This is a genomic window from Psychrobacter sp. C 20.9, from assembly GCF_001921765.1.
Taxonomy (GTDB): domain Bacteria; phylum Pseudomonadota; class Gammaproteobacteria; order Pseudomonadales; family Moraxellaceae; genus Psychrobacter; species Psychrobacter piscatorii_B.
Map to the genome: position 1 here is coordinate 1 of NZ_MRYC01000001.1, position 24,063 is coordinate 24,063.

General features: G+C 43.9%; 15 protein-coding genes. 8 read left to right on the forward strand and 7 right to left on the reverse strand.

What is annotated here, in order from left to right; all coding sequences use genetic code 11:
* Nucleotides 1–207: 207 nt before the first annotated feature.
* The gene (locus BTW00_RS00005) at nucleotides 208–921 is read right to left on the reverse strand and encodes an HAD family hydrolase (RefSeq protein WP_075105675.1); all 714 of its coding nucleotides are present in this window, start codon (nucleotides 919–921) and stop codon (nucleotides 208–210) included.
* Nucleotides 922–1,060: 139 nt separating this feature from the next.
* Nucleotides 1,061–2,071, reverse strand: a complete 1,011-nt coding sequence (locus tag BTW00_RS00010) for an RluA family pseudouridine synthase (protein WP_075105676.1) — start codon at nucleotides 2,069–2,071, stop codon at nucleotides 1,061–1,063.
* A 1,200-nt stretch (nucleotides 2,072–3,271) separates the two neighbouring features.
* Between BTW00_RS00010 and BTW00_RS00015 the strand changes: the two genes are divergently transcribed.
* Nucleotides 3,272–7,468 carry an Rne/Rng family ribonuclease gene (locus BTW00_RS00015; protein WP_075105677.1) on the forward strand — a complete coding sequence of 1,399 codons (4,197 nt, stop codon included), beginning with the start codon at nucleotides 3,272–3,274 and terminating at the stop codon, nucleotides 7,466–7,468.
* A 125-nt stretch (nucleotides 7,469–7,593) separates the two neighbouring features.
* On the opposite strand, the gene BTW00_RS00020 is transcribed toward BTW00_RS00015, so the two are convergent.
* Nucleotides 7,594–8,523, reverse strand: a complete 930-nt coding sequence (locus BTW00_RS00020) for a DUF808 domain-containing protein (protein WP_075105678.1) — start codon at nucleotides 8,521–8,523, stop codon at nucleotides 7,594–7,596.
* A 405-nt stretch (nucleotides 8,524–8,928) separates the two neighbouring features.
* On the opposite strand from BTW00_RS00020, the gene BTW00_RS00025 reads away from it, so the two are divergent.
* From BTW00_RS00025 to BTW00_RS00045, 5 genes are all read left to right on the forward strand, one after another.
* Nucleotides 8,929–9,783 (forward strand): DsbC family protein, encoded by an 855-nt coding sequence (locus BTW00_RS00025; protein WP_075105679.1) that lies wholly within the window; start codon nucleotides 8,929–8,931, stop codon nucleotides 9,781–9,783.
* A 386-nt stretch (nucleotides 9,784–10,169) separates the two neighbouring features.
* Nucleotides 10,170–11,528 (forward strand): homoserine dehydrogenase, encoded by a 1,359-nt coding sequence (locus BTW00_RS00030; protein ID WP_075105680.1) that lies wholly within the window; start codon nucleotides 10,170–10,172, stop codon nucleotides 11,526–11,528.
* A 143-nt stretch (nucleotides 11,529–11,671) separates the two neighbouring features.
* Complete coding sequence (locus BTW00_RS00035) at nucleotides 11,672–12,853, forward strand: thiolase family protein (protein WP_058025676.1); 1,182 nt, start codon at nucleotides 11,672–11,674, stop codon at nucleotides 12,851–12,853.
* Between the two features lie 456 nt (nucleotides 12,854–13,309).
* The gene (locus tag BTW00_RS00040) at nucleotides 13,310–14,158 is read left to right on the forward strand and encodes a DUF2382 domain-containing protein (protein WP_075105681.1); all 849 of its coding nucleotides are present in this window, start codon (nucleotides 13,310–13,312) and stop codon (nucleotides 14,156–14,158) included.
* A gap of 242 nt (nucleotides 14,159–14,400) precedes the next feature.
* On the forward strand, nucleotides 14,401–14,967 hold the full coding sequence (locus BTW00_RS00045) for a YsnF/AvaK domain-containing protein (protein WP_075105682.1): 567 nt from the start codon (nucleotides 14,401–14,403) through the stop codon (nucleotides 14,965–14,967).
* Between the two features lie 100 nt (nucleotides 14,968–15,067).
* Here BTW00_RS00045 and BTW00_RS00050 read toward each other — a convergent pair whose 3' ends face one another.
* Complete coding sequence (locus tag BTW00_RS00050; protein WP_075105683.1) at nucleotides 15,068–15,598, reverse strand: hypothetical protein; 531 nt, start codon at nucleotides 15,596–15,598, stop codon at nucleotides 15,068–15,070.
* 232 nt (nucleotides 15,599–15,830) lie between these two features.
* Nucleotides 15,831–18,623, reverse strand: coding sequence for a preprotein translocase subunit SecA (gene secA, locus BTW00_RS00055; RefSeq protein ID WP_075105684.1), 2,793 nt, complete (start codon nucleotides 18,621–18,623; stop codon nucleotides 15,831–15,833).
* Nucleotides 18,624–19,081: 458 nt separating this feature from the next.
* On the opposite strand from secA, the gene mutS reads away from it, so the two are divergent.
* Nucleotides 19,082–22,156: a DNA mismatch repair protein MutS gene (gene mutS / locus BTW00_RS00060; RefSeq protein WP_083603509.1), complete on the forward strand. Its 3,075-nt coding sequence runs from the start codon at nucleotides 19,082–19,084 to the stop codon at nucleotides 22,154–22,156.
* 97 nt (nucleotides 22,157–22,253) lie between these two features.
* Nucleotides 22,254–22,577 carry a ferredoxin FdxA gene (fdxA, locus tag BTW00_RS00065; RefSeq protein WP_011279554.1) on the forward strand — a complete coding sequence of 108 codons (324 nt, stop codon included), beginning with the start codon at nucleotides 22,254–22,256 and terminating at the stop codon, nucleotides 22,575–22,577.
* Nucleotides 22,578–22,670: 93 nt separating this feature from the next.
* Here the strand turns inward: fdxA and tfpZ are convergent, their stop codons facing one another.
* Nucleotides 22,671–23,414 carry a TfpX/TfpZ family type IV pilin accessory protein gene (gene tfpZ, locus BTW00_RS00070; protein ID WP_075105685.1) on the reverse strand — a complete coding sequence of 248 codons (744 nt, stop codon included), beginning with the start codon at nucleotides 23,412–23,414 and terminating at the stop codon, nucleotides 22,671–22,673.
* A gap of 84 nt (nucleotides 23,415–23,498) precedes the next feature.
* Nucleotides 23,499–23,978 carry a pilin gene (locus tag BTW00_RS00075; RefSeq protein ID WP_075105686.1) on the reverse strand — a complete coding sequence of 160 codons (480 nt, stop codon included), beginning with the start codon at nucleotides 23,976–23,978 and terminating at the stop codon, nucleotides 23,499–23,501.
* Nucleotides 23,979–24,063 lie beyond the last annotated feature (85 nt).

Sequence of the window (24,063 nt, forward strand, 5' to 3'; positions counted from 1 at the left end):
GGGCTGATGCTAAAATTGCCCCATACTGCGTTACAAATCTCGCTAAGGCATCTGCATTATCGTCGCTTTGTGCCTTGTCTGGAACAATTTTAGCGATCAGCAGTGCCTATTTGCGAATGTTCAACACGCCCTAGTCTCAAATAAAAAAAGGGGTTTGTCGATATTAACGATAAACCCCTTTTTTATATAAGTTAAAAAGGTTTTTATTTAAGCACACAATAGCTTAGCCAATGCTTGCGGCGTGTCAACCTGATATGTCGGATTTTGCTCTGCAAGCTCTGCACTTGTTGCCGTGCCATAGTTGACCGCGATACTGGTCATACCCAGTTTGGTTGCCATTTGAATATCATAGATACTGTCACCGATGAACACGGCATCAGATATTTGCTGCTGCGTGTAATCCAAGATATCAATCAACATCTGCGGATCAGGCTTTGAGCCTGACTCATCAGCACAGCGTGTCATGACAAAATAATCGCGACTGTCAGAGGCATCCAATACACGATCTAGCCCTTTTCTTTTTTTACCAGTTGCAACAGTAAGCTTTTTGCCCTGCTCCTGCAGAGTCTGCAACATATCCTCTATCGGCTCAAAGAGTGGCGTGCAGTGGCTATTAGCAATATAGTACTCTGCATAAGTCTGCTGAATGGCGAGCGTCTGCGACTCATCTGCATAAGGATATAAAATCTCGATACCATTCATTAAACTCAGACCAATGATGTCTTTCACCGCTTTATCAGTCGTCTCAAATCCATGTGCCTCTCCAGCCACATGCATAGAAACCACAATTAAGCCGATAGAATCCATCAGCGTGCCATCCCAGTCAAAAATAATTAGTGTCTTATCAGATAGACGATGCTCATCTGCTGGCTGAGATTGTTGAGTAAGTTCTGGCGTATCAGTGGTAAATAATGCAGTCATGGATTCACCTTAACGAATAACAATAGTAAGTAGCAGATACGAAAACGTCACGGCAGCTTATTGATTAAATAAGGTATCGTGACGTTTTCATGTTTCTATAAAGGTCTACATTTTTAGACCAAAATGATTATATTTAGACTTATTCAGGCAACTTGGCTGTCTCTGGTAGCCAATCCGCCATGTCGTCTGGCAATGGTGCGGTAATAGCGTCATAACCCGGAATATCTAAGCGCCACGCGTGGAGACACAGACGATGAACGCCTGATTTATCATGCACGTTATACTTATCATCACCCAAAATGGCATGACCAATATGAGCCAAGTGCACACGGATTTGATGCGTGCGGCCAGTTAGTGGCTTGGCTTCGATGAGGCTTACTGGCTGACTATTAATCATAAAGCGATCATGGACGATGATGTCTGTTTGGCTTTCTTTCGCTTGCGGGTCTTGGCTGTCTACTTTGACACGGCGTTCGCCACTAGCAAGTGTATAACGTAGCAACGGTGCATTGATACGTTGCTCATTAAGCGCAGGCTGTCCTTTGGCCAGACATAGATAGTGCTTTTGAATAGTCTTGTCTACCAAATGCTGCTGCAATACTTTGAGTGTTGAGCGTTTTTTGGAAATCATCAATAGACCTGAGGTATCTTTGTCGATGCGATGTATCAGTTCTAGATACTTTTTACCCGTCACTTCACGCATGGCTTCGATGACGCCGAAGTCCAAACCACTACCGCCATGCACTGCAATGCCAGAAGGCTTATTTAGTACTAGCAGACCTTCATCTTCATAGACCACACGTGCCAGCAAGCTTTTAGCAAACTCAGTACTGATGATGGGTTTTTCGCGCGTTGCTAGCTCCACAGGTGCGATACGTACAACGTCATCACGTTGCAATCTATCATGTGCCTTACAGCGTTTATTGTTGACGCGCACTTCATCTGAGCGAATCATTTTATAGATGTGCGATTTTGGCAAACCCTTCAAGCGATTGAGCAAAAAGTTATCCAAACGCTGGTCATGTTGATGTCGCGTCACTTCAAGGTAGTTTACCTTGCCAAAGTCGCTAATCTCATCGTCAGCGCTTTGTGGGCGGGTTTTGCTATTGAAAATAGCAGGGGCTTCATGGGTGGGAGCGTCGTCAGTCATTTTTGAGTTTGTCATTTTTAGTTAGGTATTTACACAAAGATTTGTTATAGTTTAGCATGTTGAGCGACAATTAAGCAGAGGCGACAGCAATAATCATTGTTGTTTCAGATAGCTGGTTACTGTTTTATTACTTTCCAGTGCTTACTGATTGCTAGTAAAGAGGTCTATGCTATTTACCCTGCTGCTATGAAACGTTTCATCTAATTGTAGGGCCAGTCGTTTAAAGGCACTAGCATTTAAAGGTATTCGTTACCAAACACAGCCCTATAAATTAAAACACTGTATCGAATTTTACTCGGTACCATAAAACAAATAGTGACACTAAATACCATCGCGTTAATAACTTTGACGATTAGTCTATTTATTAACGGATGACAACACCACATTGACTCACTAACTGCATGACAACGACTTTTTTTGATAACTATTTATTATTTAATGATTACTTATCTGATAGTCTTTTATGACAGCATAGTTGAGCAAGTATGGGTCGTTTAGCGTTAGGATCGAAAAATAATTCGATAGCTGCCTGAGTATTGGTGGTCAAACAGATGACGATAAAGAGGTAAATACGATACCATGCTGACAAGCTGGTCCATTACTCTGTTTGCCAAGTACGCCCCGCTGATAACCAAAGCTGTGATACCTAACCTTGAGACACCCAAGATATTATTGACAATATATAAAGAACGATAAATAAAGAGTAACCAATCGCTTTGCTTGAATAGATAACCGCTGACTGATGACGCTACGATATATAGTAGCAATCACGACCGCGATATTATTGTTAGACTTTGAAGGATGAATGGCTACCGCAATATGCCTTTTTAATATCAGTATTTTTTAGACCCGTAACTGACCGTCGCCCACGCTTACAACGTGCGCCAACATCACTACCAATAGAACGTACTGACATTAAGAGAGTTTTTATTCGCTGACATATTCATATATGTACCAAGTTTATTGATAATAGAATATAAGTATCATAGCCTTACACCCTATATTATTTATATTAATGTGAGCACCGCTCATAAGTTCAGGTAAAAGAGCCATTGAAAAAGCCCACGTGCTTTACGAAACCCACGATTTACGTTCTACTGTTCACTGATATCTACAAATGCTAATGTCATATTAGCCACACTTGCCACTATCTTTTAAAGACTGTCTCATCGTTGTTATGCGTACTCATAGGATATAAATATGAAACGCATTTTGATCAACGCAACTCAAAACGAAGAGATTCGTGTCGCCTTATGTACAGGCAATCATCTATACGATTTCGACCTAGAAAATCGTACCCGCGAGCAAAAAAAATCTAACATTTATAAAGGCCATGTAACCCGTGTTGAGCCATCGCTCGAAGCGGTATTTGTCGAATACGGCTCTCAGCGCCAAGGTTTTTTGCCGATTCGTGAAATCTCTGCTGAGTATCTAAACGGTAACCCACGTGATGAGAACATCAAAAAACTGATCAAAGAAGGCGATGAGCTCATCGTCCAAGTCGAAAAAGAAGAGCGTGGTAACAAGGGCGCTGCCCTATCGACGTATGTCTCTCTGGCTGGTCGCTATCTGGTACTCATGCCAAATAACCCTCGTGGCGGCGGTATCTCACGTCAAATCTCAGGTAAGCTGCGCGAAGACATGAAGCGCATGCTGAGCAATCTTGATTTGCCAAAAGGCATGAGCGTTATCATTCGTACAGCAGGTATTGGCAAGACGCAAGAAGACTTGCAACATGACCTTAACCATTTGCTTAATATCTGGCAGGCCATCCAAGAACAAAACCAAAAATATCCGTCACCACGCCTCGTCCATCAAGAAGCAGGTGTCGTTACCCGTGCTGTCCGTGACTATTTGCGTGATGATATCGCTGAGATTTGGATTGATAACGAAAACGCTTATATTGAAGCAGCAGGCTTTATTGATGCAGTGATGCCAAAACAAGCCGAAAAGCTACGCAAATATACCGATTATGAACCAATGTTTTCGCGCTTTAATATCGAAAAACAAATCGAAACGGCCTATCAGCGTGAGGTGCGCCTACCATCAGGTGGCTCAATCGTCATCGACCAAACAGAAGCCTTGGTCTCTATCGATATCAACTCAGCTAAGTCGACTAAAGGTTCAGACGTTGCTGAGACTGCTTATCATACCAACCTAGAAGCGGCCGACGAGATTGCCCGTCAGCTGCGTTTGCGTGATATGGGTGGTTTGATCGTTATTGACTTTATTGACATGAATGACAATAAGCATCAAAAGGAAGTAGAAAAGCGTCTAATTGATGCGACCAAATACGATCGTGCTCGCGTCCAGTTTGGTGATATCTCTAAATTTGGTCTGATGGAAATGAGCCGTCAGCGTCTACGTCCATCATTAGAAGAATCAACTGGTTATATCTGCCCACGTTGCCATGGTAACGGTATGATTCGTGACCTGCGTTCATTGTCGCTCTCTATCATGCGTCAAATTGAACAAATTGCGCTCAAAGAACGCCAAGGTGAAGTGCAAGCGGAAGTTCCAACCGACATCGCAGCATTTTTGCTAAATGAAAAGCGTGACAGCTTGGTTTATCTTGAGCAAGACAGTGGCACTCGTATCACGATTTTGCCGCACGCCCATTTAGAGTCACCAAACTTTAAGCTGCACTTTAACCGCGATGGCTTTGCCCCATCGAGCTACGAGCGTATCACTGATACCCAGCAACAAGAGCACAGTGACCTTGGCTACAATGTCGACTGGCAAACGGCTGAAAAAGAGCGCCCTGAGCAGCAGCCTACTCGCCAGCCTCGTAAACCATCAAATGATAACAACAAGCAGAGCACAGCTACGCAGAACGATACCGTCAATCATAGCAATGATCGCCGTAATCATAAAAATGCTAATGACGCCGCGCCAGCGCGCGCACCACAAGCCAGTCAACCTCAAAGCGTTGCAGCGCCAGTCGCAGCGCAGACTCAAAATGTGGAAGCCACTGCTCAACCAAAAGCAGTCGCTTGGTTATCAAATCTGTTTGCGCAAGCACCGCAAGCCACCACCACACCTAGTGTCAGTAGTCGCGATGCCGCTGAAGCGATCGAGGCCTTGGTAAATACTGGCGCACAAAGCTTAGGCTCATTTGGCCAAGTTGATAGCAATGCATTGAATAGTGCCGCTTCAAATAGTGAGCAGCCAACTCAACAAAACAATCATCAGAAAAACAACAGCCAACCATCAGAGAGCAAAGCTAATCGTCAACAGACACGCCGTACTAACGACAGCGATACTGATGACAGCAATAACGAAGACAGAAGAAGACGTAAGCCGCGTAAGTCAAGAAACTCAAAGCCGCGTCAAAGAAAAGAAGCGACTGACGAGACGACTAACCATACCAATAGCGGCGCTGATGAGAAATCGTCTGACACGCAAGGCCAACAACAGCAAGACAAGCGTCAACAGGAAAACAGACGTACGAACGATCGCAATCGTAATAACCGTCAAGACAACAGCAATCGTCAAGACAATAACCAAAAAGCAAACGATCGTAATGACGCAGACAACGTAACTGGCCAAAAAGCTGATGAGCAAGTCCGCGCTAAGCGTAAATCGCATAGCCAACGTGGCTCACGCGGAAAGCTAGAGCGCGGTGAGACGCTAACGGCTGACGATGTTAAGCAAAACAAGCAGCAAAATGATAAAAATAGCGACGATGCCAATGGTAAAAACCAATCTGGCACACGTCGTAGTCAGGACCCTAATGAAGTCGTGCTACAAGTCAATGAAGCACCGACCAAGCTAAAGGCGTCAGAAGTTGTACACTTATCTTTAGATGATAGCAAGTCCACGCCTGATAAGCCTCAATCTAGCGATAAACAACGCTCAACAAACGGCACGGCAAAGAACGAGAGCACAAAAGATCACGCTACTCAGCAAGCTGCCAACAAGCCTAGTAACAGTGAGAACAATACTGAGCAGAAAGGTGACAATAAAAAGGGTACGGTAGAGACGTCTGAGAATCAGACTCAAAACAACCAAGAGGCGACTACTAACGCTAAGGTGCAAAACAATGCGCCTGATCGTAAACAGAGCACTGATAATAAAAATCAGTCAGAACAAGCGCAACCAGCATCTACTAGAGACCAACCGGCCTCTGCTGGCGACGTAGACAGTCAGTCAGTTAGTACAAAAACGGCTGATGCAGAGCAGGCCAAAGCCAAACCCGAGCATCAGAAAGCTGAGAGCACTGATACTGGTACCACTGATAATGTCAGCGAAGCTGAAGAAGCTAAAAAAGTTCCAGCTAATGACAGTGGTGCCAATAATAAAGGCATGAGTAACTCAGCACTTGAGTTAACACACGAATCACTGTTTGGTGAACGTTACGTGACTGCTGAGAAGTTTGGTCAAGCTAGCAACGACCCACGTGTGGTACGTGCTCAGCAAGCAAAAGCAACACCTCAGGTCGAAGCTACTACTGTAAGTGCAGCAGCGATACGTGGCACCGTTGGTGAGTTTATTCGTGCGACGCTGCCAGACGCGCAAACTCGCTTAGCAGAAAATGGCGTTATCAGCTGCTTTATTGAAACAATTGCCTTGTATAACGAGCAAGCGCAATCTGCAGATAATAGCACCAACGTTGAGAATGCTGTCGATGACAACCATAGCAACAATATGGCCAGTCAGCGCTTTGACTTTAGCAACTATGGCTACCAGCCATTAGCCGCAGATTACTTGGCACGCTTCGCAGCGATGACTCAAGCAGTCAGTCAATTTGCAGTAGCTCAAGGCAAAACCGCCGTTGAACCACGCGCCATTGGCAAGCGTGCCAGCAATGATCCACGCGGTCAGCATCCTGACTACCAAGAGCCAGCTGTGTTGAGTGTTCCTACAAAGCAGACTTCGAGCAATGAAGCATCGCTAGTAAATACTAAGCAAAACGATAGCGAAGTGGATGCACATAACGTTGAAGCGACAGCACTGGCCAATCAAGCTCAGGCTGACCATGTCAGCGCTGATAGTGAGAAATTGCTAGAAGTCGAGCAAGCGCAATCAGCTGCTAACAGTGTAGAAGCTCAAGCCAGTGAAGCACAAGGAGTCAATACGACGGAAGCTGATGCAACACAGGCAGATGTAGAAAAGTCTGATGCAGAAGAGGCTGAGCAAACAACCGAATCTAAAGTAGAAAAATCTGCTAAAGAAACGAGCAAAGATGACAGTCAGGCAGCTAAATCTAAGACCACCATCGCCAGCTATAAAAACATGATCGAGAATGTGGCTGAGCAATTGCTGCCACAGACCGGCATGTTTAACCTGACGACGCCGAAGGTTCCAAAGGCACGTAGTCGCAAGCCCAAAACGGATCATAAAAAACCGACCCAAGCTGAGAAGCTTGCGTCTGATGATACCGATAGCGAAAGCTAATATATAGAAGCAGAAATATAAAAGCCCCAAAGCTACTAATAGCTTTGGGGCTTTTGTTTTGATAGGTTTCTGTTTAATTATCTGTTTAGAATAAAATTGGACATAAGATAAAACCACAAACCAGCTTAATGAGTAGAAGAAGCCTTATCATCTTTGCCGCGAACTTTATCAATCACAGTAAGCAATGCCACAACTGCCGCACCAATAATAAAACCAATAACACCATTTAATACGGTGGTTGTTACCCCCTCAAAAATACCCGTGAGATGTGCGATATCCTCTACACCATGATGCAAAAAGCCAATACCATGTACTAAGATACCACCACCCACTAAGAACATAGCCAACGTCCCTGCAATGGATAAAAACTTCATCAGCTTTGGCGCGGCGGCAAACATCACCTTACCTACTTTTTGCTTAAACGTGCTTTCTTGCTCCATCAGATGTAAGCCTGCATCATCTATTTTGACGATACCAGCAACCAAACCATAAATACCGATGGTGATACCAATTGCCAAGATGGACAATACTAAACTGCGTTCTAGCAAAGTAGCACTTGCCGTTGCCCCTAGTGCAATCACGATAATCTCAGCGGATAAGATAAAATCTGTACGTATGGCCCCTTTGATTTTTTCTTTTTCAAATGCCACTAAATCGACTGTTTCATCGGCATTGGCTTTTCGGCGAGCATTTTGTTCTTCATCATGTGGCAATGCATGTGGCCAAAACCGATGTATGACTTTTTCAGCCCCCTCATAAACCAAGAACAGACCGCCACACATTAATAAAAACGTGACAAGCGGTGGATAAATCGCACTAATCAATAACGCTGCTGGCACCAAAATGAGCTTATTAATGAACGAGCCCTTAGCGACTGCCCAGACAACGGGAAGCTCGCGATTGGCTTTGACACCAGTAACTTGCTCAGCATTCAACGCCAAATCATCGCCCAATACCCCAGCGGTTTTTTTGGCAGCGACTTTGGTCATGACGGAGACGTCATCCAATATCACACTGATATCATCAAGTAAGGTTAATAAACTGGCACCTGCCATGTGTGCTCCTTAAAGCAAATTTGTTGAAGTAAGTACTACTGAAATCATTAAAACAAAGTATTTTATTAGAGTTCTTATAATAACAATGCTGTTAGCAGTAGACTACAAGGGCACGCCCATATATTACATAGTACAAATGTATCTTATTTTTTGAATTTGTGTTGTCAGCTATTCTTAAAAGTTGGGATTATTTGCATTTATTAGACGATGCATTTGAGCTGTCATTATCCATAAATATGGTAATATAGCGATTTTATCGCTTATCTTTACTATCAATCATTTATAAAAACTTCTGTAAAATTAAACCTTTAAAACACTATACAGACACCTTACTATATATTGTAATTCACAACGCTTTGTATATAAAGAACTCATATCTAGGCGCGATACCTATAGGAAATCCATATGCCGTCATCCATTAGCAAAAATACCACGACGAATAATTTTTTCTCTCGTACTACCCTATCTCGTTTTGTGATGAGTGCCTTGCTAGTAGGTATTGCTGCTGGCTGCTCAAACAATGCAGCGGATGCAACCGGTAATACCAGTGTTGTCAACGCGGCACAGACCAAGGATGCGCCAGCCAAAGCGTCAGCTGATAATGACTCTGCAGTAGTTAGTGCATTACAAGCAAACCTAAAGGCCTCTGGTATCGAAGAAACCATCGTCTCAGCGGTACCAACAGATATGGATGGTATTTATTGGGTGACCGCTGAAGGTCTACCCTCTTTCTTTACCGATAAGTCCGGTAAGCATATTATCCAAGGTCAGATCATCGCTGTGGGTGATGCCGCTCCGGTTGATATCAGTGCTGCCCTAGTTGCTACGACAGCACAAGAAGCGCTAAAAGCAGTCGATAAAAAAGAGATGATTATTTATCCAGCAAAAGGTGAGACCAAAGCGGTCGTCTATGCCTTTACTGATGCCGACTGTGGCTACTGCCGTAAACTACATTCAGAAATGGATGATATCAATGCGCGCGGTATCGAAGTGCGATATCTCGCATGGCCACGCAGTCAAGAGTCTGTGCCAAAGATGGAAGCTATCTGGTGTAGTCAGGATCGTAACGCAGCGATGGATCAAGCAAAAATGGGTGCCAATGTGCAAGCGCCTAGCTGTGCTACCCCTGTGCAAGCGCATATGGCTCTAGGATCAAGGCTGGGTGTGCGTGGTACCCCTGCTATCTTTACTGAAGCAGGCGAGCAAGTAGGTGGCTATTTACCTGCAGCACAGTTGGCGCAAGCTGTCCGTGCAAACTAATACTTAATCCTAACATGTGATATTTTTGATGTATTCCAATATCTACTGTTTATATGAATGGATTTAAATATAAGACAGCACCGCTTGAGCAATACCTGAGTATGCCAAGTACAGATGAGCACGATAGTTATTCTATAATCTATACCCTATATAACCTTATCGACATTGTGTAGACGTCACAACTGCTTGTCGGTATGATACGATAAAGCGCGATGCAAAATTAGCAATACCCTTTTATCTAAGCATTTTTTATTCAACTATAATGAAGTATGTATGCAAAGTAGCACTAGAAAATGCCTATAGACTGCCGGTGTCATGCCGCAGACTCATTTGCTATTGCCCCAGCGTTATGCCTGCTTCATTATATTTAACCTCTTGAGGATACTGTGAGCAATTCCATCAAACTAGCGATACTTGGTTTAGGCACCGTCGGAACAGGTGTGATCAACCTAATCAATGACAATTTAGATGAGCTAAAACGCCGTAGTGGACGCGATATTATTATTACCGAAGTGGGTACGCGCCGTCAGCGTGATGATATTGATACCAGCATCATGCAAAACAGTGACTTGATGGCAATTGCGGCAAGCGACAATGTCGATATCGTTATCGAAGTGATTGGTGGTACGACCTTGGCTAAAGACGTCATCATGCAAGCTATTAAAAACGGTAAGCATGTCGTAACTGCAAATAAAGCCTTATTGGCTGAACACGGCAATGAGATTTTTGCCTTTGCTGAAGAGAATAATGTCCATGTTGCTTATGAAGCAGCGGTGGCAGGCGGTATCCCAATTATTAAAGTGATGCGTGAAGCATTGGCTGCTAATAAAATCAATTGGCTCGCAGGTATCATTAACGGTACTGGCAACTTTATCATGACCGAAATGCGTGACAAAGGTCGCCCATTTGCCGACGTACTAGAGGAGGCGCAAGAGCTGGGTTATGCAGAAGCAGATCCAACTTTTGATGTGGAAGGCATTGATGCGGCGCACAAATTGGCCCTACTCGCTTCTATTGCCTTTGGTATCCCGCTACAGTTTGACAAAGTCTACTGTGAAGGCATCACTGGTATCACACTACAAGATGTCAACTACGCCGAAGAGCTTGGCTACCGTATCAAACATTTAGGATTTGCAGTACGCCGTGATGCTCAAGGCAACAGTGATGATGCTGGCGTTGAGTTGCGTGTACATCCAACGCTTATTCCACAAGATGCACTGCTTGCCAATGTCAACGGCGTAAAAAACGCGGTATTGGTCAACTCACATCCACTTGGGCAAACACTCTACTGCGGTGATGGCGCTGGTGCTGGTGCTACTGCTTCGGCAGTGATGGCCGACGTCATGGATCTCGTCCGTGTATTAGGTAGCAAAAGTGGCGACGAGCAAAACAGCAGCGAGCAAAACAATCGTGGACACCATGTACCGCACTTAGCATTTATCCCTGAGCAACTCTCAGACACACCAATATTACGTGCTGAGCAGATGATTACTGGTTACTACTTACGTGTACATGCTTATGATAGCCCAGGTGTTTTAGCGGACATCACTCGCATCCTAAGCGATGCAGGTATCAATATCGATGCCATTCTACAGAAACCTGCGCATAAAGTTGGTCAAGTACCTGTCATTATCTTAACCCTACCTGTGGTCGAGAGTCAGATGAATCTCGCTATCGAAAAAATTGAAAAATTAGAGACCATTACTGATAAAGTAGTACGCATTCGCTTAGATGAGCTGGCTTAAAACATAATTTTAGCAAGCCACGCTTATCACCCCCTTTATCAGTGAGCCGGGCAAATGCTAACTGATAAAGAGTAACAGCGAACCAGCCCTTACCTCTCTATGAGGCACTTTCATTTAAAATACGTAAATAAGGAATAATAACGATGTCAAATGATGCAATTGTAATCTTAAACGGCGCACGTACACCAATGGGCGGCTTCCAAGGCGTACTAAAAGACATGAGTGCTAGCGATTTGGGCGCTGCTGCAATCAAAGCCGCTGTCGAACGCTCAGGCGTTAGTGTCGATGATATTGATGAAGTAATCATGGGTTGTATCTTGACTGCAGGTTTGGGTCAAGGCCCTGCCCGTCAAGCCATGCGCAAAGCTGGATTGTCTGACGCGACTGGCGCGGTCACCATCAACAAGCTATGCGGCTCAGGTCTAAAAGCCGTCATGCAAGCACATGATGGCATCAAAGCTGGTAGCTTCAATGTTGCTGTAGCTGGTGGTATGGAGTCAATGACCAATGCACCGTATCTAATGCCAGGGTCGCGTGGTGGCTACCGCATGGGTCACAAAGAAGTCAAAGATCATATGTTCTTAGACGGTCTAGAAGATGCTGAGACTGGTAAGCTCATGGGTATGTTCGCTCAAGAAATGGCGGATGAAAAAGGCTATACACGTGAAAAGATGGATGAGTTTGCCATCGAATCACTCAATCGCGCGCTAACCGCTATCAAAGACAATCACTTCAAAGATGAAATTGAGCCTGTGACGTTTGAAACTCGTAAAGGCGAGCAAACGGTCGATACTGATGAGCAACCAGGCCTAGCGAATGCTGATCGTATCCCAAGCTTACGCCCAGCATTTGCAAAAGACGGTACGATCACTGCAGCCAATGCCAGCTCAATCTCAGACGGTGCTGCTGCTGTCGTCGTCATGAAAGAGTCACAAGCAAAGGCTGAAGGTCTGGATTATCAAGCTCGCATCGTTGCCACTGCTTCAAACTCTCGTCACCCAAGCGAATTCACTATCGCTCCGATCGGTGCCATCGAAAAAGTACTAGCAAATGCTGGCTGGTCAGTCGCTGATGTGGATCTATGGGAAATTAACGAAGCTTTTGCGATGGTCACTATGGCGGCTATGGACGAGCTAAACATCGACCACGCCAAAGTTAACGTTGAAGGCGGCGCTTGTGCGCTTGGTCATCCAGTAGGCTGTTCAGGTGCACGAATCCTAGTGACACTCATCAATTCTCTCAAGCGTACCGGCGGCAAAAAAGGCGTTGCGACACTTTGTATTGGTGGCGGCGAAGCAGTTGCCGTTGCTATTGAGCTTCCTTAAGTAAAAATAATACTAGCGTGTCGTTGCTCAGATAGCTCGTAACATTTAACTTCACGCATTTATTGGTATTTATCTTTTGTTCAAGAACCGCATTGCTCATTGCTCTGCGGTTTTTTTGTGTCTATTGATTCAGCGTTAACTTTAAACATTTCTTTGTGTTAAGGCTCGTTAAGTTGTGACCCACCTATGTTATACCACTTACAGCCTATTACATGTAATTACCCCAAGCGCACATTTTGCTACCTTGCTCATGTATTTCATCCAAAATCATAGTGTTAGGATAGCTACAAGTTGATGCAGAGATGTCGTGACCTATCTCTTAACTTACTTATTGAAGTTCGATTATTGAAGTAATTTTTGCCTAGAATTCAAAATAAGTATTCATCAGCAATTTTAAAAATATCCATTTATAAAATAATTTTTACAAATATTAACTCATAAAAAAGGAAGACAATAATGAGCCAACTAATCCGTTTAAAAGATATTCAAGCCACTCATCGCGACCTAATCGGTGATGACTATTATGATCCAACAGACAAAACTGCTTACGGTGTGAACGAAGAAAAAATCGGTAAAATCGAAGGTGCGCTAGTAGAAGACACCACTGGTCGTATCCGTTATTTAATCGTTGATGCAGGTGGTTGGTTCAGCTCAAAAGAAATCTTAGTACCAGCGGGCTTAGCTCGTATCGTTGGTGATGATGTCTTCTTTGATAGCTTGACCAAGTCACAGGTAGAAGCCATGGAAGTATATGACCATGACTATCAATACAGCTATAAAGAACAGTACGAAAGAGACCGTCAAGCATTTGCTGCTGACACCCTTCCAGCTGAAGAGCGCGTAGATATCGCAGACCATTCTTATGATGCACCAAACACACTAGAGCTTTTAGAAGAGCGTTTGACTGTCAATAAAGACCGTATCGTTGCAGGCCTTGTAAAAGTTGGCAAACATGTTGTGACTGAAGAGCGCAATGTCGATGTCGAGCTAGAAGAAGAACATGCTGATATTCAGCGCACTAGCGTTGATCGCCCAACAGACCGCCGCATCGGTGATATGGACGTTAATGATACCGTTGAAGTTGAGCTAGAAGCAGAACGTGCTCGTGTTGGTAAAGATACTTATGTGTCTGAAGAAGTTAATGTTGGTAAAACAACAGAGCGTCATACTGAAACTATCGTTGAGACTATCCAGCGCGAAGAGCTAGACGTTAATAATGACGGTAATGTGGTCGACCGTGAAGGCAACTTAGTTAACCGTGATGACATCACAGCAGATGATGTACGCCGCGCTCGTGGTATGTAATACCCTGATACTTTGCGTCTTTTAATGACATTGTGATTTCATTATGAGATGTGATAATAATAGGTAGCTAAGCATTTTGACTTAGCAGATTAAGACCAGAGCATGTCTCTGGTCTTTTTTGTATCGATAATATGGGGACGTGAGTTATTATAGTAATGATTAATAATAGTAATAAATTCAATATCATTCGTTAACATTTCATTTTGCCCGATTCATCATTTTATAACTATAAGGAAATAAAAATGACTACTGACCATACAGAAAACTTATACCAAGACGATTTGGAAAGCCAAAAAAGCACACTAGCTGATGAAACCTCCAATGTCGTCAATGTTGGGCATTTGGAGCTATTAGAAGAGCGACCTATCATCAGTAAAGAGCGCCTAGACGTTGGTAAAGTGACTGTTACCAAGCATGCCCGCACCAAAACTATCGACGTCCCTATCGAATTAGTAGAAGAGTACATCACGATTCGTACTGAATACCATGATGCAGAGAGTCAAAATTTACTGTCTGGCCATTACGACGAAAAAGACATATTGCGTCATGTTGAGCCATCACTTGATAGTAAAGCCGTGGTAACCGTCAATGGTAAACAAATAGAGATTGGCGATGATCCGATTGAAATCGTTCTATCACGCCAAGTAGCGACTATTACCAAAGATACTTATGCCGTCCAAGAAATTGATGTCAATAAGAGCACACATATCCATACCGATAGTATTCAAGTAGAGTTGAAACATGAAGAGCTTGATGTGACTGAAGAAGGGTTTTTGGCACATGAAGCCAATACTACTCGACCAAAATAAACCCTTTGGCGTTGATAGCAAGCATATAAATGACTGACATAAAAAAGCAACGCTATTGTAGCGTTGCTTTTTTATTATGTGGTAAGTAGCAGTCAAACTTTTATACTTTATTGCATTCAAACGTATTCACGGTTGACTCATCCGCACCCGCCGTACGCATGACGCCAGTTTCACGTTCTTCATGTGCCACACGCCACTGAGTAAAACCTTGCCCACCATCCATTGCGGTTTCAACTTCAAACACTTCTGGATTACTGCCTTCATTGGTCTGACTCAATGTCACTGTACCCATATCAGTCGCGACAACGACTTGGTTAGCGTCTTCTTTATAAGTGGCTTCAACTTTTAGCTCAGGTGAGCACAAATAGGATATTTGCGTCACGCCGCTGTTTACTGACGCGACTGTATCATCTTCTACTTCATTAAGTGAGGCATCTTCAGTATTTACAACGACATCACTTGGCTCAGCAGGCTCAGCTGACATTGGTACAGATTCTTCAGCATTGACACCATCTTCCATACTTGACTCTGGCTCTGATTGTTGCTGACAGGCACTGATCGTTAATGCACCAGCGAGCAACCCCGTCAATGCGACTGAGGTACGCAATTTTTTTAATAATTCTAAACTCATAATGCTCTCCCAAATAGATATGATAAACACTATAGCGTGTCCATAAATTCGCGCCTATGCCGAATTTGTAAATAATCAATACAAAGTGTTCATCTGCTATAGAACGGTAAATTATAGAACAAGCAGCCTTTATAAGATATAAAAAAGCCCCTATCTGGTTGAGATAAGGGCTTGCTATTTAGCAGTCTACAGACTTTAATCATAGTTGCTAATGATTAAAAGACAATAGGGATTAGATTTTACCGTGACACTGTTTGTACTTGAGCCCTGAACCACAAGGACAAGGGGCGTTACGACTGATATTCATACCAGCATACGGGTTTGGCTCATTGGCGTTGCTACCACTGGCTGCCATAGCAGCGCCAGCTGCTGCCGTACCACTAAGACTGCGGTTTTGTGGTTGCGGCTGAGCAGCTGAACCACTCGCATTGCTATCCAAGTTATCTACATCGTCATGTTCGAACTGCATTTGCATATGGGCAGCGTTCTCACGTTGCTGAATTTCTAATGCTTCCAGTTCTTCCTTGGTTGGGATATGTACACGTGACAAGTCTTGTACGGTCTCAGACTTAATCGCACCAAGCATCATCTGGAACAATTCAAACGACTCACGCTTGTATTCTTGCTCAGGGTTTTTCTGTGCATAACCACGTAAATGAATCCCTTTACGTAGCTGATCCATCTGCGTTAAGTGTTCTTTCCAATGCTTATCTAGACTCTGTAGCATAAAGTGACGCTCAAGCTGGGCGGCGTCTTGCTCACCCATTTGCTCACGGCGGCTGTGATAACGCTCTATGGCTGTTTGGATAATTTTAGCACGCAGTCCTTCTTCATCTAGACGGCGGTCTTCATCTAGCCAATCATTGATCGGCATCGTGACTTTAAACTCGTCCTCAAGCTCATCTTCTAGTCCGTCAATGTTCCACTGATCGTCGATAGAACCAGGCGGAATGAATTGGTTGATCATGGCGTTATAGACTTCATGATGCATCACTTCAATGGCTTCTAATAAGTCCATTTCGGCAAGCAAATCATCGCGCTGACCATAGATAACTTTACGCTGCTCGTTGGCAACGTCATCGTATTTCAACAGGTTCTTACGCGCATCAAAATCGCGGCTCTCAACTTTACCTTGCGCGTTTTCGATCGATTTTGAAACCATCTTATGTTCGATGGCTTCATCTTCTTTTAGACCCATTGCACGCATCATATTGACCACGCGATCGCCTGCGAAGATACGCATCAAATCATCTTCGAGCGATAAGAAAAAGCGTGACATCCCAGGATCACCCTGACGACCAGCACGACCACGTAGCTGATTGTCAATACGGCGTGATTCATGACGCTCAGAGCCAATGATATGTAGACCGCCAGCCGCAACGACTTGGTCATGCTTCACTTGCCACTGAGACTTTAGGCGCTGCATCTCCTCTGGACTGACCGAATCGACATCTTCAATAAACGACTGCCAATTACCACCAAGGATAATATCCGTACCACGACCTGCCATGTTGGTGGCGATCGTCACTGATTTTGGGCTACCAGCCTGTGCGATAATCTCAGCTTCACGCTCATGCTGCTTGGCGTTTAGGACGTTATGCTTCACACCTTCTTGATCGAGCAAATAAGACAGCTCTTCACTGGCTTCAATGGTCGCTGTACCGACCAGCACAGGTGCACCTTTGGCTTGAATGTCTTTGATCTCGCGGATAATGCCTTTGTATTTGCCTAACTTGGTTAAGAAAATCTGATCATCCATATCGATACGAGCAATCGGCTCATGCGTTGGAATGACGATGACATCTAGATCGTAAGTAGATTTAAATTCTGCCGCTTCAGTATCAGCGGTACCCGTCATACCAGACAGCTTGTCATATAGACGGAAGTAGTTTTGGAATGTGGTGGTTGCAAGTGTTTGGTTTTCTGCTTGGATTTCAACATTTTCTTTGGCTTCTACTGCTTGATGCAGCCCTTCTGACCAGCGGCGACCAGGCATAGTACGGCCCGTGTTTTCATCAACGATAACCACCTCGCCTTCATCGACGATGTAGTGGACGTTTTTGACAAATACATGATGCGCACGGATGGCAGCTTGGACGTGAGCCAACAACGGCAAACGGCTTGGGCTATATAAGCTTTCGTTTTCACCCAGCTCGCCCACTTCGACTAAGAAGCGCTCGATTTTTTCGTAACCCTTTTCACTGATTTCAATCTGGCGATTTTTTTCATCAATCCAGAAATCCTCTTCTTCATTATTCTTGTTGGCTTCTTCGTCTTTTGAACGGATCAGCACAGGAATGATGGTATTAATCAGCGCGTACATGCGTGATGAATCTTCAGCTTGACCCGAAATGATAAGCGGCGTACGAGCTTCATCAATCAAGATCGAGTCGATTTCATCGATAATACAGAAGTTTAGCGGACGCTGTTTTTTCTCTTTTAGACTAAAGACCATGTTGTCACGCAGATAATCAAAACCATATTCGTTATTGGTACCATAAGTGATATCTGCTTGATACGCTGCGATTTTTTCTAACGGCGGCTGCTGTGAGTAAATAACCCCAACCGTCATACCTAAAAAGCCAAACAATGGACGGTTCAACTCCGCATCACGGGCGGCTAGATAATCGTTGACCGTGACCAAATGCACACCTTTACCACTGATAGCATTGAGATACATGGCCAAGGTTCCCATTAGGGTTTTACCTTCACCGGTTTTCATCTCAGCGATTTTACCTTCGTGCAAGGTGATACCACCGATCAGCTGCACGTCGTAGTGGCGCATGCCATTGACACGCAATGAGGCCTCGCGGCAGACAGCAAACGCCTCTGGCAATAACGCATCTAAGCTTTCGCCTTTTTGATGACGCGCCTTAAACTCTTCGGTTTTTTGTTGTAGTTGCTCATCAGACAGGGCTTGTATTTCAGCCTCTCGTGCGTTGATCTTACTAACCACTTTACGCATGCGTTTTAGTTCGCGGTCATTTTTGGTGCCAACCACACTGCCTACAATCTTTGATAACATAATTTTTTGACCTATGGAATATTCGATAATTAGTGCGCATTAGCCAAAGCTTAGCTCGCTGCCTTGTCATTACCCGACTAAGTACTACCTAATTTAGTATCGCCCAATTAAGTGTGCCGTCATTATATATGGTTATGGCGCTGATGGATACAAGGGCAGCGAGTAGATATTTGCCAAGGCAAAAACCTTGCAGGGCGTGTTAAAATAACACTTACTTTATTAGATTTCTTAGGTTTTTTGGCGCCTGTATGTGATAGCTATGAGGTACTGTCATATGGCGCTGTCGATATAATCTAGCCTAAATCTAATCGTTATATCCTTCTTCGGTACGTACCAGGCGCATTTGTTATATCAACTCTATCGTACCAAAACAATCTATAAAACTGGCGCTAATCCGAAACCAGCTGCCGCAAATGCTATTTAATAAAAATCTATCAAAACACAATAAGAGACTCTGCATGACCGTAAAGCCGTCCGTCCAACATCATTCATCTATTTCTACTCAATCAGATAATGCCTTATCAAAACCAAATACATCTGACTGTTTAAGCATCGGCGATACCGTCTATAACCTAGCGGATCATACGCCGATGATGGTGCAATATCTAACCATGAAAGCCAACTATCCACAAGCATTGCTGCTATACCGGATGGGAGATTTTTATGAGCTGTTCTTTGATGATGCTAAGCGGGCGGCGCAAATATTAGACATCACTCTAACGCGTCGTGGCAACGACAAAGCGGGCAACACGATAGCGATGGCGGGCGTGCCATTTCATGCAGCCGATAGCTATATGGCACGACTGATCGCGGCTGGTCAAACAGTGGTTGTATGCGAACAAATTGACGAATCGACAACTGGCAACGCTGAGAATAAGTCTAATGTCCCTGCAATAGGCGACAAGCAAAAGAAAGACAAAAGCAAATCGGCGGCTGGTAGCATCATGCGCCGTGAAGTAGTCAAAACGCTGACAGCAGGTACTATTACTGATGATGCACTCATTGCACCAAACCATACACCGACTGTCGTCGCCATCGATATTGCTCATTTAAAAACGCAAGACAGTAACAAGACACTACAGGCCGCAGTCAGTCAAATGGACTTGGCTGCAGGTACATTGACTACCCAGACGCTAATAGCAGATAAAAACGATATAGATGGTTTGCAAACTCAAATGCTGACGGTACTTGCGCGTTTTGCACCCAGTGAATGCATCATTAGTGAAGCACTCAGTGATAGCATTGGCGGCACTGATGGCACTGATGCAGAGTGGATGCTGTGGTTACGGCAACATCTGGACTGTCCCATCATAGAAGTCGCTGCCAATGACTTTCATCGTGATCACGCCAGCGACACGCTTTGTCAGCAGTTTGAAGTACAACGTCTTGATGGTTTAGGTATCGCAGATAACCTGCTGGTGCAAACTAGCTGTGCTGCGCTTATTCACTATGCAAGGCAAACTCAGCAGCGCCATGTGCCACAAGTTAATCAGCTGATCGTTGAATACAGTGACGATTATTTGATTATCGATGCCAACAGTCAGCAAAACCTTGAGCTATTTGCCCCAGTCAGTAGTAGTGGTACTTCCCTAATATCCGTACTGAATCATTGTCAAACGCCAATGGGCAAGCGGCTTCTCGTACAGCAAATGAAACGTCCACTGCGTCAGCATGCGCGCATCAATATGCGTCTAGACGCGATAACGTCCCTATTGAATGCGGATGGTAATTCAAATCAAAATTCAGAAAATAGCTCACTGGTTACACATTTACGCGATACGCTACACACCATTGGCGATATTGAACGAATCAGCAGTCGCATCGGGCTGATGAGTGCCAAACCTCGTGATTTACGCAAGCTTGCCGATGGTATCGCTAGCAGCGCCCAGCTTACCACTCTGCTGACAGCGTCAGGTATCAACCATGAAGACGCTGGTCTATTGCCGATGTTGATGCAGCAATTGCCTGCCAGGCTGCCAGCCGTTCAAGCGGTGGCTGAGTTAATCGAGCGCGCTATTGTCATTGAACCACCTGCCCATATCCGTGATGGTGGTATGTTGGCAGCAGGCTATGATGACGAGTTTGATCGTTTGACCCATTTGCATGACAATATTCAAGTGACACTGGATGAGATGGTAGAGCGAGCGCGTCAGGAGAATCAACTCCCTAGTCTAAAAGTTGGCTTTAATAAAGTCAGTGGCTTTTACTTTGAATTGCCCAAGATGCAGGCGAAAAATGCCCCTGCCCACTTTATTCGTCGGCAAACGCTCAAAAGCAGTGAACGTTTTATTACTGATGAGTTAAAAGAGGTCGAGACAGAATATCTGAGCGCGCAATCTTTGGCATTGGCTCGCGAGAAAACGCTGTACCAAGCGCTGCTCAACCAACTAAACGAGAACTTGGCTGAGCTACAACAACTGAGCGCTGCTATTGCCCAAATTGATGTCCTGAGCAATTGGGCACAGCTTGCGACAATTTATCATTGGCAACGCCCAGTTATGGGAGGAGCTTCAGAAAACCAAAATAAATCTATAGTCAAAAATCAGACCCATATTGATATCCGCCAAGGTCGTCATGTCGTGGTCGAAGCGGCGTTAAATCAAGCGAACGCGAACAATCGGAACGGTGCTGCATCAAGTACAAATTATTTTGTCGCCAATGACTGCGTGCTGGGTAGCGCCAATACTGATGAAGGACATCCTGAAAGACTGCTCCTCATCACTGGCCCTAACATGGGTGGTAAGTCTACCTATATGCGCCAAACGGCGCTGATTGTTTTGCTTGCTCATTGCGGCAGTTTTGTGCCTGCTGAGCATGCACATATTGGTGATATTGATCGTATCTTTACCCGTATCGGCTCAGCGGATGATTTAGCTGGTGGCAAATCGACCTTTATGGTTGAGATGATAGAGACGGCCAATATACTAAACCAAGCAACCAATAAATCACTGGTGTTAATGGATGAGGTCGGACGCGGTACCGCCACCACTGATGGTTTGGCAATCGCTCACGCTTGTGTCAACCGTCTAGTCGATATTGGCTGCCTGACGTTATTTGCCACTCATTATTTTGAACTGACGCAATTGGGACAGACAAGTGACGAGATTCGTAACGTCCACGTCGCCGCCAGTGAGATCGACGGTCAGCTACTCCTTCTTCATCAGATCTGTGAGGGCGCAGCAAGCTCTAGTTTTGGATTGCATGTCGCGAAGATGGCGGGTATCCCCGCGCAAGTATTAAATGATGCCAAACGTTACTTGATAGACAATCTAAAAGCAGAAAATGAAAAAACTATTGATGATAAAAATGACTTAGCTAAGTCAGTAACGGATAAACAGCCGGAATCTGACAATAACGCTGTTCTAGAACCGCAGACTAGTTACATAGTACAATCACCAAATATAGCGGGTAATCTAAAGCAAAATCAGTTATTTAGCATTGAGGACGAACTAAGCGCCATTGATCCTGATAGCCTGACTCCCAAACAAGCGCATGATTTGATCTATCATTTGAAAAAAATCATTGGTCACTAAAGGGAATTGTCAAATCGTAGTAAAGGCGCTAAAATACGCTTTATTTTCGACTATTCTATTTAGCCAAAAGCCAAATCAATAACAGGTAGACATTACTATGACCTTTGTCGTTACAGATAACTGCATTCTTTGCAAATACACCGACTGTGTAGAAGTCTGTCCTGTGGACTGCTTTTATGAAGGCCCAAACTTCCTTGTCATCGATCCTGATGAGTGTATCGACTGCGCACTATGCGAGCCTGAATGTCCAGCCAATGCGATCTTCTCAGAAGATGAAGTGCCAAAGGGGCAAGAGATGTTCACTCAGTTAAACGAAGAGCTGGCACAAAAGTGGCCAAACATCACTGAGATGAAAGAGCAAATGCCAGAAGCAGCGAAGTGGGATGGCGTGGAAGGTAAGATTCAGTATTTAGAGAAGTAGTAAATTTAAAAACATCTCAAAAGTGTCGATGTAATAAAAACCACCTAATAGCGATATGCGGTTAGGTGGTTTTTTATTGTCTTATTATATTGATTAAGGTCGTAAATCAACTATACCTATAATACGTTTTTCATCTATGTTCAGTAATACCACTGCATTTTCTTCATAGCCTTTTAAGGGTAACCAACTGTCCGCTTCTGAGTGGTTAGCGATTATAGCGTCAATCTCCTTTTCTTTATTGTGCTGCTTGAGTTGATTCAATGGCTTTGCTTGCTTATTCATAATCGACCATTGATTATCTAACGGCTCGTATAGATTCGGCTGCATACTTGGCGCAACGCCAGTTTCCAGCTCTACGAATAATCTATCGTTTTTTTGCTCAATACTTGTTGTAGGTTTGACTGCTATAAGTTTTGGCTTTCCCCACCCTAAGCTATTGTAATCAGCTGACGCTTGCTCCAGACTTTCTACAGGTATGTTATTTGCCTGCACTACTTCAAATCGACTGGTATCAAAAGCAATATATACTGGTCTGCTAACAGCGATATTGTAAATACCATAGGTAAATGCAGCAAACTGCAAGACAATAATCACTGCCAAATCAAACTTTAAGGACTTTTTACCTTGTCTAGCAATAATAAATGTCAGTAAAGGCCCTAAAATGACGTCAATACCTAGCATCATAATAAATATGTGAGTCACACCGACCACTTTGGCTAGTGGTGCAGGATGCCACACCATGAACACTATATACAAACTCACTAAGGCAATAAAAATAGAAATTCCGAGGTGAATTCCAAAAGCTTTAAGACGAAACTTTAGAGAAGAATTTAGCATAACTTATGTCAATACTTTATTGATAGGTAAAACGCTTATATCAGTTATCAAGTTTTCAAATAAAAATGAAATGATATCAGTAGTTTAAATTTGACAACTAGCTGGTAGCTTATCCCTACCCACTGTACCACTACATACCCACTGAATGACTTGTTGATTGTTCAGTGGGTTTATTTCGGGTGTTAATACCAGCGTTTTACCAGCGATATTTCCAGCATCGAAGTTGACAGTAATAATACCTGTGTTCGGTGTGACGCTAATACCATTTTGTGCTACGTATTTTCCATCAAGTAAATTAGCCTGTCTACCGATAATTCCCGTTACAGCGACCTCTGCTGCATTAGGGAAGCGTTTGTTTTCCCATACATGTGCCGCTATCTCACTACGCAAACCATTAGAGACAGTAAAACCTTCGACGGTTTGGGATTTACCAATATAATTTAAATAACTGGGTATGGCGATAGCTGCTAGAATACCGATAATGACGGTGACGATCATCAGCTCTATCAAGGTAAAGCCCGCATGAGAATTACTGGCAGGGATGGGATGTGCATTGGTGTGCATAATGATTCCTTTATGGAATGACATATATATAAGCATAACACTGCACACGGCGTACCATCCTATCAAATAGATAAAAATGTACAGG

What these genes read in the sequence shown, in the direction of transcription:
- BTW00_RS00005 (WP_075105675.1), bottom strand. Translation starts at nt 921, where the DNA reads ATGACTGCATTATTTACCACTGATACGCCAGAACTTACTCAACAATCT.
- BTW00_RS00010 (WP_075105676.1), bottom strand. Translation starts at nt 2,071, where the DNA reads ATGACTGACGACGCTCCCACCCATGAAGCCCCTGCTATTTTCAATAGC.
- BTW00_RS00015 (WP_075105677.1), top strand. Translation starts at nt 3,272, where the DNA reads ATGAAACGCATTTTGATCAACGCAACTCAAAACGAAGAGATTCGTGTC.
- BTW00_RS00020 (WP_075105678.1), bottom strand. Translation starts at nt 8,523, where the DNA reads ATGGCAGGTGCCAGTTTATTAACCTTACTTGATGATATCAGTGTGATA.
- BTW00_RS00025 (WP_075105679.1), top strand. Translation starts at nt 8,929, where the DNA reads ATGCCGTCATCCATTAGCAAAAATACCACGACGAATAATTTTTTCTCT.
- BTW00_RS00035 (WP_058025676.1), top strand. Translation starts at nt 11,672, where the DNA reads ATGTCAAATGATGCAATTGTAATCTTAAACGGCGCACGTACACCAATG.
- BTW00_RS00040 (WP_075105681.1), top strand. Translation starts at nt 13,310, where the DNA reads ATGAGCCAACTAATCCGTTTAAAAGATATTCAAGCCACTCATCGCGAC.
- BTW00_RS00045 (WP_075105682.1), top strand. Translation starts at nt 14,401, where the DNA reads ATGACTACTGACCATACAGAAAACTTATACCAAGACGATTTGGAAAGC.
- BTW00_RS00050 (WP_075105683.1), bottom strand. Translation starts at nt 15,598, where the DNA reads ATGAGTTTAGAATTATTAAAAAAATTGCGTACCTCAGTCGCATTGACG.
- secA (WP_075105684.1), bottom strand. Translation starts at nt 18,623, where the DNA reads ATGTTATCAAAGATTGTAGGCAGTGTGGTTGGCACCAAAAATGACCGC.
- mutS (WP_083603509.1), top strand. Translation starts at nt 19,082, where the DNA reads ATGACCGTAAAGCCGTCCGTCCAACATCATTCATCTATTTCTACTCAA.
- fdxA (WP_011279554.1), top strand. Translation starts at nt 22,254, where the DNA reads ATGACCTTTGTCGTTACAGATAACTGCATTCTTTGCAAATACACCGAC.
- tfpZ (WP_075105685.1), bottom strand. Translation starts at nt 23,414, where the DNA reads ATGCTAAATTCTTCTCTAAAGTTTCGTCTTAAAGCTTTTGGAATTCAC.
- BTW00_RS00075 (WP_075105686.1), bottom strand. Translation starts at nt 23,978, where the DNA reads ATGCACACCAATGCACATCCCATCCCTGCCAGTAATTCTCATGCGGGC.